Source organism: Peribacillus muralis (assembly GCF_001645685.2).
GTDB lineage: Bacteria > Bacillota > Bacilli > Bacillales > DSM-1321 > Peribacillus > Peribacillus muralis_A.
Genome location: NZ_CP017080.1, coordinates 4,429,497 through 4,443,766, shown reverse-complemented (window position 1 = coordinate 4,443,766; position 14,270 = coordinate 4,429,497). Strand labels below are relative to the sequence as shown.

General features: G+C 44.8%; 16 protein-coding genes. 10 read left to right on the top strand and 6 right to left on the bottom strand.

Annotation, left to right across the window (positions count from 1 at the left end):
* The first annotated feature begins 51 nt into the window (after positions 1–51).
* Genes ABE28_RS21620 through thrB form a run of 3 tightly spaced genes read left to right on the top strand, consistent with a single transcriptional unit; the run spans position 52 to position 3,343 of the window.
* Positions 52–1,350 (top strand): homoserine dehydrogenase, encoded by a 1,299-nt coding sequence (locus ABE28_RS21620; RefSeq protein WP_064464371.1) that lies wholly within the window; start codon positions 52–54, stop codon positions 1,348–1,350.
* Complete coding sequence (gene thrC, locus ABE28_RS21615; protein ID WP_064464369.1) at positions 1,347–2,408, top strand: threonine synthase; 1,062 nt, start codon at positions 1,347–1,349, stop codon at positions 2,406–2,408. Before ABE28_RS21620 ends, thrC begins: the two co-directional genes overlap by 4 nt.
* Positions 2,405–3,343 (top strand): homoserine kinase, encoded by a 939-nt coding sequence (thrB, locus tag ABE28_RS21610; protein WP_064464368.1) that lies wholly within the window; start codon positions 2,405–2,407, stop codon positions 3,341–3,343. The genes thrC and thrB overlap by 4 nt, the downstream gene beginning before the upstream one ends.
* 161 nt (positions 3,344–3,504) lie before the next feature.
* On the opposite strand, the gene ABE28_RS21605 is transcribed toward thrB, so the two are convergent.
* Positions 3,505–3,741, bottom strand: coding sequence for a NifU family protein (locus ABE28_RS21605; protein ID WP_061142432.1), 237 nt, complete (start codon positions 3,739–3,741; stop codon positions 3,505–3,507).
* A gap of 167 nt (positions 3,742–3,908) precedes the next feature.
* Between ABE28_RS21605 and ABE28_RS21600 the strand changes: the two genes are divergently transcribed.
* Positions 3,909–4,238 (top strand): YuzD family protein, encoded by a 330-nt coding sequence (locus tag ABE28_RS21600; RefSeq protein ID WP_064464366.1) that lies wholly within the window; start codon positions 3,909–3,911, stop codon positions 4,236–4,238.
* Positions 4,239–4,323: 85 nt separating this feature from the next.
* On the opposite strand, the gene ABE28_RS21595 is transcribed toward ABE28_RS21600, so the two are convergent.
* Positions 4,324–5,391, bottom strand: a complete 1,068-nt coding sequence (locus ABE28_RS21595; RefSeq protein WP_064464364.1) for an NAD(P)/FAD-dependent oxidoreductase — start codon at positions 5,389–5,391, stop codon at positions 4,324–4,326.
* A 308-nt stretch (positions 5,392–5,699) separates the two neighbouring features.
* On the opposite strand from ABE28_RS21595, the gene ABE28_RS21590 reads away from it, so the two are divergent.
* Entirely contained in the window at positions 5,700–5,933 is a 234-nt protein-coding gene (locus tag ABE28_RS21590) for a YuzB family protein (RefSeq protein WP_064464362.1), read from the top strand.
* A 301-nt stretch (positions 5,934–6,234) separates the two neighbouring features.
* Here the strand turns inward: ABE28_RS21590 and ABE28_RS21585 are convergent, their stop codons facing one another.
* Positions 6,235–6,939: a DUF2225 domain-containing protein gene (locus tag ABE28_RS21585; protein ID WP_306807345.1), complete on the bottom strand. Its 705-nt coding sequence runs from the start codon at positions 6,937–6,939 to the stop codon at positions 6,235–6,237.
* A 220-nt stretch (positions 6,940–7,159) separates the two neighbouring features.
* Between ABE28_RS21585 and ABE28_RS21580 the strand changes: the two genes are divergently transcribed.
* Positions 7,160–7,522 carry a HesB/IscA family protein gene (locus ABE28_RS21580; protein ID WP_064464358.1) on the top strand — a complete coding sequence of 121 codons (363 nt, stop codon included), beginning with the start codon at positions 7,160–7,162 and terminating at the stop codon, positions 7,520–7,522.
* Positions 7,523–7,790: 268 nt separating this feature from the next.
* On the opposite strand, the gene ABE28_RS21575 is transcribed toward ABE28_RS21580, so the two are convergent.
* Entirely contained in the window at positions 7,791–8,432 is a 642-nt protein-coding gene (locus ABE28_RS21575; RefSeq protein WP_064464356.1) for an SDR family oxidoreductase, read from the bottom strand.
* 499 nt (positions 8,433–8,931) lie between these two features.
* Positions 8,932–9,924: an NAD(P)/FAD-dependent oxidoreductase gene (locus ABE28_RS21570; RefSeq protein ID WP_064464354.1), complete on the bottom strand. Its 993-nt coding sequence runs from the start codon at positions 9,922–9,924 to the stop codon at positions 8,932–8,934.
* A gap of 408 nt (positions 9,925–10,332) precedes the next feature.
* Here ABE28_RS21570 and ABE28_RS21565 point away from each other — a divergent pair, with 408 nt between their 5' ends.
* From ABE28_RS21565 to ABE28_RS21550, 4 genes are all read left to right on the top strand, one after another.
* Positions 10,333–11,550, top strand: coding sequence for an NAD(P)/FAD-dependent oxidoreductase (locus ABE28_RS21565; protein ID WP_064464384.1), 1,218 nt, complete (start codon positions 10,333–10,335; stop codon positions 11,548–11,550).
* Positions 11,551–11,664: 114 nt separating this feature from the next.
* Positions 11,665–12,147, top strand: coding sequence for an NUDIX domain-containing protein (locus ABE28_RS21560; protein ID WP_064464352.1), 483 nt, complete (start codon positions 11,665–11,667; stop codon positions 12,145–12,147).
* 108 nt (positions 12,148–12,255) lie between these two features.
* Positions 12,256–12,573 carry a YuiB family protein gene (locus tag ABE28_RS21555; protein WP_064464350.1) on the top strand — a complete coding sequence of 106 codons (318 nt, stop codon included), beginning with the start codon at positions 12,256–12,258 and terminating at the stop codon, positions 12,571–12,573.
* A gap of 127 nt (positions 12,574–12,700) precedes the next feature.
* Positions 12,701–13,393, top strand: a complete 693-nt coding sequence (locus tag ABE28_RS21550) for a 3D domain-containing protein (RefSeq protein ID WP_064464348.1) — start codon at positions 12,701–12,703, stop codon at positions 13,391–13,393.
* 86 nt (positions 13,394–13,479) lie between these two features.
* Here ABE28_RS21550 and ABE28_RS21545 read toward each other — a convergent pair whose 3' ends face one another.
* The gene (locus ABE28_RS21545) at positions 13,480–14,268 is read right to left on the bottom strand and encodes a cobalamin-binding protein (protein ID WP_064464346.1); all 789 of its coding nucleotides are present in this window, start codon (positions 14,266–14,268) and stop codon (positions 13,480–13,482) included.
* Positions 14,269–14,270 lie beyond the last annotated feature (2 nt).

Here is a 14,270-nt window from a genome sequence, read left to right as displayed (position 1 = left end):
TACAAATACAAATGTTTTCTGTAGATAAACAGTTTTAAGGGGGAGCCAAAAATGAAAGTCATCTCTATCGGTTTATTGGGGTTAGGTACAGTCGGGTCAGGAGTCGTGCAAATCCTTGAAAGTCATCAGGATAAGCTGATGCATCAAGTGGGCTGTTCCATATCCGTCAAAAAGATACTAGTCAAAGATACAGCCAAGGAGCGGCTTGTCGAGATTGATAAAGACATGCTCACCGAGTATCCCGAGGATATCCTTTCCAATCCCGAAATTGATGTCGTGATTGAGGTTATGGGCGGAATTGAGGAAACACGCGGTTATTTGACAAAAGCAATAAAGAATAAAAAGCATATCGTTACGGCCAATAAGGACTTGATGGCCTTATACGGACCGGAATTGCTCGAATTGGCCACTGAGAATCAATGTGATTTATTCTATGAAGCAAGTGTAGCAGGCGGAATTCCGATTTTACGAGGACTTGTAGATGGACTATCTTCGGATCGGATCACGAAAATGATGGGAATCGTCAATGGTACGACGAACTTCATCTTAACGAAAATGAGCAAAGAAGGCAGAGCATATGAGGACGTCCTGAAGGAAGCCCAGGAGCTCGGATTTGCCGAAGCCGACCCGACAGCAGATGTAGGGGGATTGGATGCAGCCCGTAAAATGGCGATACTATCCACACTAGGATTCTCGATGAACATCGGCTTGAATGATGTGGAGGTACAAGGGATTACCGAGATATCCGAAGAGGATTTGAGATATAGCAAAAAGCTTGGATATACAATGAAATTGATCGGTGTAGCCTCAAGATCGGGGGAGAGGGTGGAAGTGAGCGTCCAGCCGGCACTGCTTCCGGAAGCACACCCATTGGCTTCGGTAAACAACGAATATAATGCAGTCTACGTGTATGGGGAGGCTGTAGGGGAAACGATGTTTTACGGTCCGGGAGCCGGGAGTTTACCGACTGCCACTGCCGTCGTCTCGGATATGGTGACGGTCATCAAGAATATGAGGCTTGGCGTAAATGGCCGCAGTGCCGTTTCACCTCAGTACCCGAAGCAATTAAAAGATGCAACGGAGATTTTTGCGAAGTTCTTCCTTCGATTACATGTCCAGGACGAAGTGGGCGTGTTAGCCAGAATTACGAATTTATTCGCAGAGCATGGGGTAGGGTTCGACAAAATCCTTCAATTGCCGCTTGATGAAAAGGAATCCTCTGAAATCGTATTGGTGACGCATACTGCCACCTTGGCTGCATTTGAACAAATTAAACAGAAATTGCATGACTACAATATGGTACGTGAAGTAAAAAGCACATATAGAGTTGAAGGAGAGGACAATAAATGAGCTGGCAAGGACTTATAAGCACGTATGAGGATTTTCTACCTGTTAATGAAAACACACCTGCATTATCCCTTTTGGAGGGAAATACCCCTTTGATAAGACTGAATCGTTTATCCGAAGAGTGGGGGATCGACCTGCATGTGAAATATGAAGGAGCGAATCCAACGGGTTCGTTCAAGGACCGCGGAATGGTGATGGCTGTCGCCAAAGCGATAGAGGCTGGAAGCGATACGATCATTTGCGCCTCCACTGGCAATACATCCGCCGCTGCAGCCGCCTATGCCGCTCGTGCTAACCTTCGTTGCATCGTGGTCATCCCTGAAGGTAAAATCGCCATGGGCAAGCTTGCCCAAGCCGTTATGTACGGGGCGGAAATCATTTCGATTGAAGGCAACTTCGATCAAGCTTTAAAAATCGTCCGTTCGCTTAGTGAGAGCTCACCGATTACGCTGGTGAATTCGGTCAATCCGTATCGGATCGAAGGGCAGAAGACGGCGGCTTTCGAAATTTGTGACGCACTCGGCTCAGCACCTGATATATTGGCGCTTCCAGTCGGGAATGCAGGGAATATAACAGCATACTGGAAAGGCTTTAAGGAATATCATGAAGCGAAACAAACGGGCCTTCCTGAAATGAGGGGGTTCGAAGCTGAGGGAGCCGCTGCGATTGTAAGGGATAGCGTCATTGAAAATCCGGAAACGATTGCGACGGCGATCAGAATTGGTAATCCGGCCAGCTGGAACTTCGCGGTCGAAGCGGCCGATGAATCCAAAGGGAAAATCGATGAAGTGACAGACGAAGAAATCCTTGAAGCCTATCATTTGCTGGCAAAAAAAGAAGGTGTTTTCGCAGAGCCGGCATCGTGCGCCTCCATCGCTGGAATCTATAAACAGTTAAAAAGCGGTGAAATCAAAAAAGGAAGTAAAATCGTTGCTGTACTGACGGGGAATGGCCTGAAGGATCCGAATGTGGCAGTCGATACGAGCACGATTCAGCCTACTTTGCTGCCAATGGATGAGGAAGTCATTTTGGAGCATTTGCAAGGTGTGAAGCAGGCATGAGCGCAGAGTCGGAGATGTTCTTGATCCGTGTGCCGGCAAGTACGGCCAATTTAGGACCGGGATTCGATTCCATCGGTCTGGCGCTTGGGCTTTACTTGGAAATACACGGATCTTCATCAGATCATTGGGAAGTCATTCCGCTTTCGGAAGAGATGTCTGTTTTTCCAAGGGATGATCAAAATTATATCGTTCAGATCGCCAAGAAAACGGCGGCGGCATATGGGAAGGAACTATCTCCATGCCGGATTTTCGTCTCCAGTGAAATCCCATTGGCACGAGGTCTGGGGAGCAGTGCCTCTGCCATTGTGGCCGGCATCGAGTTGGCAAACATCGTAGGTGAACTCCGATTGACCGCTGCTGAAAAGAATAGGCATGCTTCCCTATTTGAAGGGCATCCCGATAATGCAGGGGCATCCGTTCATGGCGGATTGGTTGTAGGTCTGCATACAGAGCGAAGGACGGATGTCGTTTCGTTTCCAATTGAAGGGGTCAAGGTGATTGCGGTCATACCCGATTTTGAATTGATGACTGAGGATTCCAGGAATGTCCTTCCCGCTTCCCTTCCTTATAAAGATGCGATAGCTGGAAGTGCGGCTGCCAATGTCTTGGTTGCCGCGGTCCTGACGAAGGATTGGAAGCTTGTTGGCGATATGATGCAAAGCGATCGGTTCCATCAGCCCTATCGAGAGGAGCTGGTTCCTCATTTGACTCTTATAGAGGAGATCGTCCTTCAAGAAGGCGGGTTTGGGACGGCACTAAGCGGTGCAGGTCCGACTGTTTTAAGCTTGGCATCCACGGAAAAATCAGCAGCCGTGCTCAAGGCATTGAAGCTGGCGTTTCCGGAATATGTTGTGAAAGAGCTGCAAATCGATAATGAAGGCAGCCATACAGCCATCCTCTCGGAGCAAGAAAAAGAAAACTTGGAATTTTTGTGAATGAAATTAAAAAAAAGCTGACCCGTGTCAAGCCGTATCAATCCATTTGATAAGGCAAAAGCCGAGTCAGCTTTATTTCTATAACAGTCCAGGTAAGTCCCTGTCTGCATGAAAACGATTGGGCGCATTAATGAAGGCGCCGCATATTATTTAAAGGGACATTAGAATACTTGTTCAACTTCCACTACACCTGGAACTTCTTCAAGAAGGGCGCGTTCAATACCCGCTTTTAGCGTAATGGTCGAACTTGGACAGCTTCCGCAAGCTCCCAGTAATCGTAATTTTACAATTCCATCTTCTACGTCAACTAGTTCACAGTCACCGCCATCACGAAGAAGAAACGGACGAAGCTTATCTAGAACATCTTGAACTTGAACTTCCATTGTTTGGTTAGACATTGCAATCGACTCCTTTCCTATTCATATTATAATGCGAAGGTAGTAAAAAATCCAACTGTAACTTTGCGGAAATATAATCTATATTATATAAATAAGAAGGAAACAGGTGAATGTTCTTATAATGTTATCAAGAGGCAGCTAATATACTGAATTGAAGGAGGAATAGTATGGTAAAGAAAGACATCGAGATTGAGGTTTATGGTGCGGAGCAAATTTGTGCAAGCTGTGTAAACCTGCCTTCTTCGAAAGATACTTGTGAATGGCTCGAAGCGGCCTTAACGAGGAAGTTCCCTGAGCAGAGCTTCAGGATTTCTTATATCGATATGTACAATCCCCCTGAAAAGCTGAAGCAAAAGAGCTTTGCCGCGAGGATGATCGAGGAAGATCTATTCTATCCGCTTGTCCTTATCGAGGATGAAATCATCGCGGAAGGTAATGTGAGTCTAAAAAAAGTGGTGGAAGCGATGGAGAGATATGGATACAAGATGCAATTATGATATATAATGGAATAAATAAAAAACTGACCCATGAAGCGAGCTGTACGCAGCTCAGTGGGCCAGTTTATGAAAGCGACATGCAAGATCAACCGTTATGGTATTTATACATCCAGAGAATGCCTGATTTCATGAGGCGTGCCACTCTTCCAGTGATCGGTCGATTTGCTACAAGGCCAAAACCTTGCTTTTTCCCGAGAGAACCTAATGTTCCTTTTAGTTTCATGGCAGGGAAGCTTTCAGGAAGCGGTTCATTTGCCCATTTCTTCACAAGAACCTGGACGATTTGCTCAGCTTGGGATTCCGCTAATTGAGCGCTTGGTGCATGCGGCAGACTTGCACAATCGCCGACAACAAAGATGCTATCATTAGTCGGAAGGAAATGCTGAGGAGTAAGGACGGCCCTTCCTTGACGATCCTTTTCGATATCCATTTCACGGATGATTATGCTTGGCTGGATTCCAGCAGTCCAGACGATGACATCACTTTGGACAGCTTCATCGCCATTATAAAGCAGGTTAGGTTCAACCTTGGTGATATTGGAATGATGGACGATTTCAATTGTATGTTTATCAAACCAAGATTCGACAAATGTGCTTAATCTTTCTGGGAAAGCTGAAAGAATATGCGGTCCGCGGTCAAATAGCTTCACGTTCAAATCGGAACGGCTTTCGATCAATTCACTTGCCAGCTCGACACCGCTTAGACCGCCGCCCACGATGGACACGGTTGCACCAGCACCTAAATTATTCAAAGCTGAATATGTGCGGCGTGATTTATCAATGGTTTGGATACTGTACGTATGTGTGTCTGCACCAGGAATATTGTGGAATTTATCTTCACAGCCTAGTCCAATGACTAAATCATCATAAGCGACAGGTTCTTGGTTTTCAATTATGACTTGTTTGTTTTCCATATCGATGGAAAGTACTTCTCCGTATACGTTCTTCAAGCGAGGATGTTCAGGAAATGCAACACGGATGTGCTGATCAGGAATGGTGCCTGCTGCCAAAGCATAATATTCGGTTTTTAAGCAGTGATAAGGATTGCGGTCGATAAGCGTGATGCTCACGTTTTCAGGAAGCTGATTAGGCAACAGTCTTTGCAACATGCGCATACCACCATACCCACCACCAAGTATGACTAAGTTCTTCATATAATTTTCCCCTTTATTTGATCTCTTTGAAAAAATTTGATAATCGTTTTACTTGTTGAAAACAAGTATCCCACGTTCGGATTCTCCCAAATGAACCTTTGAAATTTTTACTGAATATATATACCCCATTAGTAGTAAGAATAAAAAATTTTTGATAATTTTCTTTTTACATACCCCGACAAAAGTATAACGAATATATAAGGAAATCACAACCGATATCTTGAAATCGGCTGCTTTTTTATGCGTAAATATTGACTGTAAATGGGAAAAGTAATAAGATGGATTGTTAGTAACGGTGAGGTGAAACAATGTATCCGATCATTGAATTTTGTGTAAGCAATCTGGCCAGTGGCGCGCAGGAGGCTATGGAAAGATTGGAACGGGATCCGAATTTGGATATCATCGAATATGGATGCCTGGGCTATTGTGGTAAATGCTCCAGTAACTTATACGCGCTTGTGAATGGCGAAGTGGTTTCTGGTGACACAACGGATGAATTAGTTGAAAATATATATAAGTTCATTGATGAATTCGAAATCTGAAAAAAAGGACTCATCAATGGCACAGCAGGAAAGGCTGCAGATGGACTCTCGATGCATAAGGGGGCGTTCTGCAGCCTTTTTAGCGTTTTGTTTCCCTTCGATTAAAATGAAGATGGCACAGTTTGGATATTTTGTACCATCACTTTCCGCTTCAGGCGCGTGCTTACCGAGCTTTTTCAGCAGGGGGCTCACACCGTCCGTTCCATTTCACTTAGCGTGTAAACAAGGAGCGAGATCTCAACAGTTTAAGTAAGAGTTGCCTTTTCGTTGCATTTCGCTCTGCAATGGCACGAAGATGGCATTAGCCATTGAGTGATGCGGCGGTTGTCCGGCTGCCTTGTTCGTGTTTAATTTCCTGAAAACGGTCTCTGGCCATTTGGATGATGGAGGTTTCCCGGGCATTTTTTTGTCGTTCGAAAACTAATGAAAAATACTTGATTGCTGCTTTGTGATCTCCAATCCTTTTTGAAATGTCGCCGGCGAGATATAAGATCTTGGCTTCGGATGCCCGGGTACCGCTGAAGTCGCCTGTAGAATAGGATGCTTCAAATTCCGTAAGTGCGAACCTCAAAAATCTTTTTTCTTGTTCCGAGTTTTGGGTAATCCGGTATAGCCAGGCAATTCGTAGATGGATGCCTGCCAGGATAATGTGTTTTTCCTTTTTTAAAGCACCGCAATAACTTGCCAGCTTGTAAGAATTGATTGCGTCTTTAATCGATCGCTCGTTACTGAAATGTTGGGGAACCCACTGTGAGCTGACCTTCTCCTCTATGGCTTCCTTAGTGGCGGGAGGGAAGTATCGGGAGAATTCCTCGGAATAGGAAAAGCCGCAGTGAGGGCAAACAAAAATGGTATAGTAAAGGGCATTGATGGATGAATCAGCGTAAATGGGGCAAAAGTCCGTTTCGTATTTGGCTACTCTTGCAAAGCGTGATCGGACTTTTTTTGTGGTCGATTTTTGCTTGCACAGCAGGCATTCCATGCTTTTGTCATATAGTGGCTGTATATCTTGGATGAGAATCCCCCCTTGCCAATAAAATTAATGAATGAGTCTATATGCTTGATTCATTGTACCCATTATAAACTATATTAGAAATAATGTTGGTAAAATGGATGTGGTAATTCCGATTTTTTTCAAGCTGGAAGATTGAGCGTACGAAATTCTTTGGTATATACTATAAGGAGAAATAGTTTATCTCACAGATCATAAGAAGGAGGGATTTATTGTGAGTGATGTTGTTAATATAACGGAAGCTGCTGCTTTTCAAATAAAAGAAATGATGAAACATAATGGTGAAGAGGGTTCCTTTTTAAGGGTGGCCGTTAAAGGCGGAGGCTGCAGTGGGTTATCCTACGGAATGGGTTTTGAGGAAGAGCCAGGAGAAAAAGATTCCCAGCTGGAACAGTTTGAAATTAAGATCCTTGTGGATAACGGGGATGCTGATATATTGAAGGGAACGGTCATTGATTATAAACAGACCATGATGGGTGGAGGCTTCACGATCGAAAACCCGAATGCGATTGCGTCATGCGGATGCGGATCATCCTTCAAAACGGCCAAGAACGCCGGTACGCCGGAGAATTGCTGATAAATTTCAACACGTTAGAAAAGGAGGGCACTTTAACAAGTGTCCTCCTTAGTTATGGGGCAAAAGGTGTTTTGAAAGTTCTCATCCTGAACGGAAGGACGGAAAAACTGTGTGCAAGGACGGAAAAAGCGAGAGGAAGGACGGAAAAACTGCGTACAAGGACGGAAAAACTGCGCGGAAGGACGAAAAGGTATGGAAATAGACGTAGACAAACGCGAGTATTACTCGTTTGCCTACTGATTATCACTATTCCTGCTTTTTTCCTGCGTTACATGGTAGTCAATGCTTCCTTAATGGGCAATGAACCGCTTAAAATCTCGAATGTCTTATTGAATGTACTTTTCTCTGTGACCGACTGGGCCAGAACGGTGGCCACATCGGCTCTTGATATCGATTGATCGGTATGGTCCACTTTTTGTTCTGCAAAGATTTTGCCTAAACCCTGTTCATTGGTCAATGCAACCGGCCGTACAATGGTGTAAGTCAGTCCGCTTGCCTTTAAATGTTCATCGGCATCATGCTTTGCTTCAAGATAGTGGCGCATTTCGTCTTGAGCTTGTTCTGGATGATCAGAACCGACGGAGCTAAGCATGACAAAACGCTCAATTCCTTTCTTTTTGGCGGCATCGACCAGTTTAATGGCTCCCAGTTTATCCACAGCCGTCGTTTTGTCTGGCCCCGTTTTTGGTCCAGAGCCTGCTGCGAAGATGATGGCTTCCATGTTATCCACTGCTTTATCCACATTTCCTTCTAAGTCTGCCAGAACAGGATGCCCGCCTAGTTCTTTTATCGTTTGAGCCTGTTCTTCTTTCCGGATCATTCCGTATACATCCATTTCTGGATTTTTCGATAATTCTTCAATGATCATCCTTCCGGTCGTCCCGTTAGCTCCTGCAATTAAAATATTCATATATGTGCATTCTCCTTTTCTGATCTACTTCTATTCATTACCCTTTACAATTTGAGGGTAAGCACTTGTGGACAACTATTGGAAGAAGGTTATCCACAGGCTTGCAATTGGGGATAACATGCGGGATTTAAGAGGAAATTAGGGGCAAAACGAAGAGGGAATCTTGATTGCCCACAGTTTTATGGTGGAGTACTTTGAACGTTCCATTTCACTGCAGGCGCTCCCTTTTTGCGGACGGTCGTGGAGCCTCCTCGGCGCATGCGCCCGCCTGTGGTGTCTCTCCATAACCGCATTTCCCGCAGGAGTGTCGCACCCTCCGTTCCATTCCACTATGCGTGAAAATGAAGATGAATATTTTGATTGTCCACAGTTTTGGAAGGTTTGGAGTTGGGTTGCATTTCACTCTGGATGAATAATTCCGAAGTTATGTTCTAAATCAAGATAAAAAAGGTTCCGGAAGGGAGACCATTCCGAAACCTTTTGGTTTGTATTGCGCATATTAAAACATGGAGGAGCTATGCATAGGCTGGACCTTTGCTTTTGGGTCGATATATTGCTTAGCGTGATTGACGGCAGTTGGCGCCTCGCCAAAGCCGCTCGCAATCAATTTAACCTTGCCGTCATATGTTGCAATATCACCGGCAGCGTAAATTCCGGCAATATTGGTTTCCATTTTCGAATTGACCAAGATGCTGTTCCTCTGGATCTCGAGTCCCCAATTTTTGATGGGGCCGAGAGAAGAAACGAAGCCGTAGTTGACGATGACTGCATCCACTTCCAGCGTTTCTGTATCTTCACCCTTTGGATCCTTGATGGCAACGGTATGGATCCGTCCTTCAGTGCCAATTAAATCCGCGGGTATGTATGGAGTCAGTATTTCAACCTTTGATTTTTCAAGGTTTTCCACGCTGTGTTCGTGGGCACGGAATTTATCTCTTCTGTGAATGATGCTTACCTTTTCAGCGATCGGCTCCAGCATGAGGGCCCAATCCACTGCGGAATCCCCGCCTCCGAAAACGGCGACTTTTTTGCCTGCAAAATGATTGAGATCGTCGATGAAATAATGAAGGTTGCTGCTTTCATATTCTTTCGCCTCATCAATTTCAATGCGGCGAGGTTGAAAAGCGCCATTACCAGCTGTGATGATGATGGTTTTGGAATAATGGATTTCTTTATCTGTCGTTAACTTGAAGACTCCATCGGCTTGTTTTTCCACGTCTTGCACGGCTTGCTCCAGGACAATGGTCTGTTCGAATTTTGCCATTTGTTCCTTCAAGTTATTCACTAGCTCCTGTGCGCGCACTTTAGGGAAACCAGCTATATCATAGATGTATTTCTCAGGATAAAGGGCTGACAATTGCCCGCCTAATTGTGGAAGGCTTTCAATGATTTTTACGGAAGCCTGCCTCATTCCGCCATAAAATGCGGTGAATAATCCAACCGGACCTCCGCCGATGATGGTGATATCATATACTTTTTCATTAACTTCCAACGTTATCCCTCCGATATACTAGGTTTGCTGAAATTTATTCTCTTATTTTACCATAGATGAACTTTGAAAAAACGGGAAAAGAGTTGGAAAGTTTCGACTATTATCTCGGCGGCCATCCAAAACGGCCTGGTCCCTCGCTCTAGGCGATTTGAAAATATCCGAGGCTGAGCCTGTTAAAATAGGCTCATTTCAGGGGTGGAAGGTCTTGAAAAGGCGCGTTTGTTACTTGAAAAAAATACGAAAAAAGACTAATATTTACTTATCATGTAATTACATGTATGAAGGGTTACGTGAAATGAGTCACAATTGTATAAGAGTGCTTTTTATAATGTAGATTAATAAGATGGAAAATAGATGTTAATTATGGAAAGCAGCACAAGAAAATATCGTAAAGGTGGACGAATTCTTTTGAAAAAGCCAACTATCGTTGTTTTAGGTGCAGGTTATGGTGGGTTGATGACCGTAACTCGCTTGCAGAAGGCACTAGGGCAAAATGAAGCAGAAATCGTATTAGTCAACAAAAATGATTATCACTACGAAACGACATGGCTTCATGAGGCGTCAGCCGGAACGCTTCACCATGATCGTGTCCGCTACCCAATCAAAAGTGTCATTAATGGCAGCAAGGTATCATTCATTCAAGATTCCGTTTTGGAAGTGAAGACGGAGGATAAAAAAGTCGTTCTTGAAAATGGTGAGATCGCTTATGATTACGCAGTGATCGGGCTTGGGCCTGAATCGGAAACATTCGGAATCCAAGGGCTGAAGGAATATGCTTTCTCTATCTCCAATGTGAACACTGCACGTGAAATCCGTGATCATATTCAATTGCAATTCGCCACGTACAGCTCTGAGGCAGAAAAGAATGAGGACCGCTTGACGATCGTTGTCGGAGGAGCCGGATTTACGGGTATTGAATTCCTTGGGGAATTGGCAAACCGTGTCCCTGATCTATGCAAAGAATATGACATTGATTTCAAGAAGGTGCGCATGTATTGTGTGGAGGCCGCACCAGCCGTCCTTCCCGGTTTCGATCCGGAGCTGGTGGACTATGCTGTTTCCTACCTTGAGAAAAAAGGTGTTGAATTCAAAATCGGCACTCCCATCAAGGGGGCGACGCCTGAAGGCATCATCGTATCAAAAGGCGAAGATGAAGTGGAAGAAATCAAAGCGGGTACCGTGGTCTGGGCAGCTGGTGTACGCGGGAACTCCGTGATCGAGGCTTCCGGATTCGAAGCGATGCGCGGGCGTATTAAAGTGAACCTTGATATGCGTGCTCCCGGGCATGACGATATCTTCATCGTGGGTGATTGCGCTCTGATCATCAACGAAGAAATCAACCGTCCATATCCTCCTACTGCACAAATCGCCATGCAGCAGGGAGAGGTCATTGCGAAGAACCTGACTAAATTGGTCCGTAACGAAAGTGACCTTGAAACGTTCACCTTCGAAAACAAAGGAACGGTATGCTCACTTGGTGATGACAATGCAATTGGCGTTGTATTCGGTAAGAAGGTTACGGGAAAGACCGCCTCCTTCTTGAAGAAAATGGTCGATAACAGAGCCTTGCTGCTGATTGGCGGGCCTTCCCTGGTCGCTAAAAAAGGGAAGTTCAACATTCTTTGATTTTGGGTCCATATTCAAAAAAGCCATTTGGGGTTTGTCTCTGAATGGCTTTTCATGGCATCCATAGATTTGGTTAAAGTGGTGGGTTTAAAACGAAGATAGGGGAAGTGGAGATTGGTGGAACGATGCAAAAATGTCTGGCTGGCAGTGTCCGGCCTTGTGATATCGGATAAAGGCGAATGGCTCGTCGTGAACAAAAGGTATGGCGGGCTTAAAGGGCAATGGTCACTGCCGGCAGGTTTTGTCAAAAATGATGAAACCGTCGATGAGGCTGTTGTAAGGGAAGTTTTGGAGGAGACGGGCATTCATGCGGAAATCGAAGGCATGGTAGGTGTGAGAAGCGGGGTCATCAAAGGTGAGATCAGTGATAACATGCTGGTGTTCTTACTTAAGCCGCTCAGCTTTGAAGTCACCGCTCAATCGGATGAATTGTATGAAGCCAGGTTTTATGATCCTGATTCATTGATACAGGAGGGAAAGCAATCTATATTATTGGAGCAGCTCTTGGCTTTCAAAAAAGAACGGATGCAGACGATGCTTGATGGATTGAATCCGGGCGATCATTTCGGTTATACATCGTATAAATTGTTCATGTGATATGGGTAAATCTCTTTACTTCGGCATTTTTTGACATTAAGTCGTTGACGTGGCATTTATTCTTTCAGTAAACTAAAGGTGTCGCTTTTAAGGAGGGTCAAGAAGAACATGCCATTGCCCGTTTTAATTATCTCAATACTCTTATTTTTCATATTGTTTTTCGGAATTGGCTTTTTGCTCAATATGCTCTTTCGATCATCGTGGATCATGGTCATTTTATTTCCGATCGTCTTCATCGTCATTGTCAATGAAACGAAGCTGATCGAATATTTCCGAAACCCGGGAGTGTCCTTTTCAAGCCTTGGAACGAATCTCACGTCCTTGCATACGGCAGATATCATTATTTTATCAAGTGGATTGCTTGGTGCTGTTTTAGCTGGTGTGGTTATTAAAACGTTAAGAAAAAAAGGATATCAAATGTTTTGATCGAGGTGGATCGTCTTCATGGACGGTCCTTTTTTTATACCGAAAAAAGGTTGTTTTGCCTGGTTATGAATACTTTCTCTCTGGAAAGGGAACTAATATCTTTGTGAGAGGAGTGGAATGAATACATATGAAGATGTGTAAGGCATTATTTTTGAGGGTTGCTATTATCATATTATTTATCTTGGCCATCGACTCAACCTTAAATCATGTTTTTGGGGCTACTGCTGAAGTTGACCCATTTGAAGCGACGATGAGACAGCATCGTTTGCTTGGTCTCGAATATAAAACCATCCATAAGGGGGAGCAGGTGGCAACATTAGTCGCATCCGCGTCCAGAAGCAATGTACCAGCGACGATAGAGGAAGGTATCGAGCTTTTGAAGTATCCTAAGCATGAAGTGCTGGCTACAGGGTACACAGCTGGCTATGAATCAACCGGAAAATACCCGGAAAGCCCTTCTTATGGGATTACGTACTCGGGAGTGAAGGTGAAACGGGATGTGTTCTCCACCATTGCCGCGGATCTTACTATCTTCCCGCTAGGAACGATCCTATGGATTCCCGGCTATGGCTATGGAGTGGTAGCCGACAAGGGGGGAGCAATCAAAGGGAATCACCTTGACCTCTATTATGAAACGGTACAGGATGTGTATGACAATTGGGGTAAGAAAACCCTGAAGGTATATGTTGTGCAAAAAGGGACTGGCGAGTTGTCGGAGGAACAGCTAAGCAAGTTGAATGAAACGAAGATCAAGCAGGTATTCAAGCAAAAGATCAACGAACAAGCGTTGAACAAGCATGTATCATCCTTTGCCTTTTAAAGAAGCGATGGATGAAGGCCTGGTGTCTTTCATGTAAAAGCTATAAAACGTGCAGGCTGCCTCGAGGGGCAGCCTTTTCCTTGTCATCACTCTAAGTGATTGTATGCTTGTGGGTGGAGGGTCTTGGCCAGTTTGGACAATCCATCCAATAAACGGGGGGAAGGACGGCAGAATAACGGTTCTTCCATGATGTGGATGTTATGAGTGCGAACTGCCTTCATATCGCTCCAGCCCTTCCGTTTTTTGACGAGCCCCGGATTCACTTTTCGTAAAGGAACCCCGACCCATGCCAAGCAAATGTGGTCTGGATCCTTTTCTATCACTTCAGCGGCAGTGACTTGGATGCTGGCCATGTTCACGTCTTCAAAAAGATTATATCCTCCGGCCAGACGGCTGATTTCGGATAACCAGTTAATTCCCCCTGGGCTGAATAGGGGATTTGGCCACCACTCCCAATATAGGGAGGGCTTCGTCTCGATTTTATCGGCGATGTCTTGGTAGCTAAGGATGGTATCCTTGAATGTAACTGCTTGTTTCCCAGCTTCAGCCTTAAGGCCGATAGCCTCCCCCAACGTCAGCAAATCATCGGCGATATCTTCAAGTGATTGTGGATTGAAGACGATATGGGGAAGGTTCCGTTTTTTTAATGCTTCGATATTTTTTTCCATGCCGGGTACGCTTAGTGAGGCCAATATCAAATCAGGCTTCAATGACTCCACATGATCTATATCGATCGATAAATCCGGCCCGACTCTCGGAAGGTGCTGAATGGATTCAGGCCAATCGGAGTAGTCGTCGATGGCGATCAGCTGATTCTCTATTCCGAGATATGTGCATAGTTCCGTATTGCTGGGGCAAAGCGAGATTATTTTCAACT

What these genes read in the sequence shown, in the direction of transcription:
- ABE28_RS21620 (WP_064464371.1), top strand. Translation starts at nt 52, where the DNA reads ATGAAAGTCATCTCTATCGGTTTATTGGGGTTAGGTACAGTCGGGTCA.
- thrC (WP_064464369.1), top strand. Translation starts at nt 1,347, where the DNA reads ATGAGCTGGCAAGGACTTATAAGCACGTATGAGGATTTTCTACCTGTT.
- thrB (WP_064464368.1), top strand. Translation starts at nt 2,405, where the DNA reads ATGAGCGCAGAGTCGGAGATGTTCTTGATCCGTGTGCCGGCAAGTACG.
- ABE28_RS21605 (WP_061142432.1), bottom strand. Translation starts at nt 3,741, where the DNA reads ATGTCTAACCAAACAATGGAAGTTCAAGTTCAAGATGTTCTAGATAAG.
- ABE28_RS21600 (WP_064464366.1), top strand. Translation starts at nt 3,909, where the DNA reads ATGGTAAAGAAAGACATCGAGATTGAGGTTTATGGTGCGGAGCAAATT.
- ABE28_RS21595 (WP_064464364.1), bottom strand. Translation starts at nt 5,391, where the DNA reads ATGAAGAACTTAGTCATACTTGGTGGTGGGTATGGTGGTATGCGCATG.
- ABE28_RS21590 (WP_064464362.1), top strand. Translation starts at nt 5,700, where the DNA reads ATGTATCCGATCATTGAATTTTGTGTAAGCAATCTGGCCAGTGGCGCG.
- ABE28_RS21575 (WP_064464356.1), bottom strand. Translation starts at nt 8,432, where the DNA reads ATGAATATTTTAATTGCAGGAGCTAACGGGACGACCGGAAGGATGATC.
- ABE28_RS21555 (WP_064464350.1), top strand. Translation starts at nt 12,256, where the DNA reads ATGCCATTGCCCGTTTTAATTATCTCAATACTCTTATTTTTCATATTG.
- ABE28_RS21550 (WP_064464348.1), top strand. Translation starts at nt 12,701, where the DNA reads ATGAAGATGTGTAAGGCATTATTTTTGAGGGTTGCTATTATCATATTA.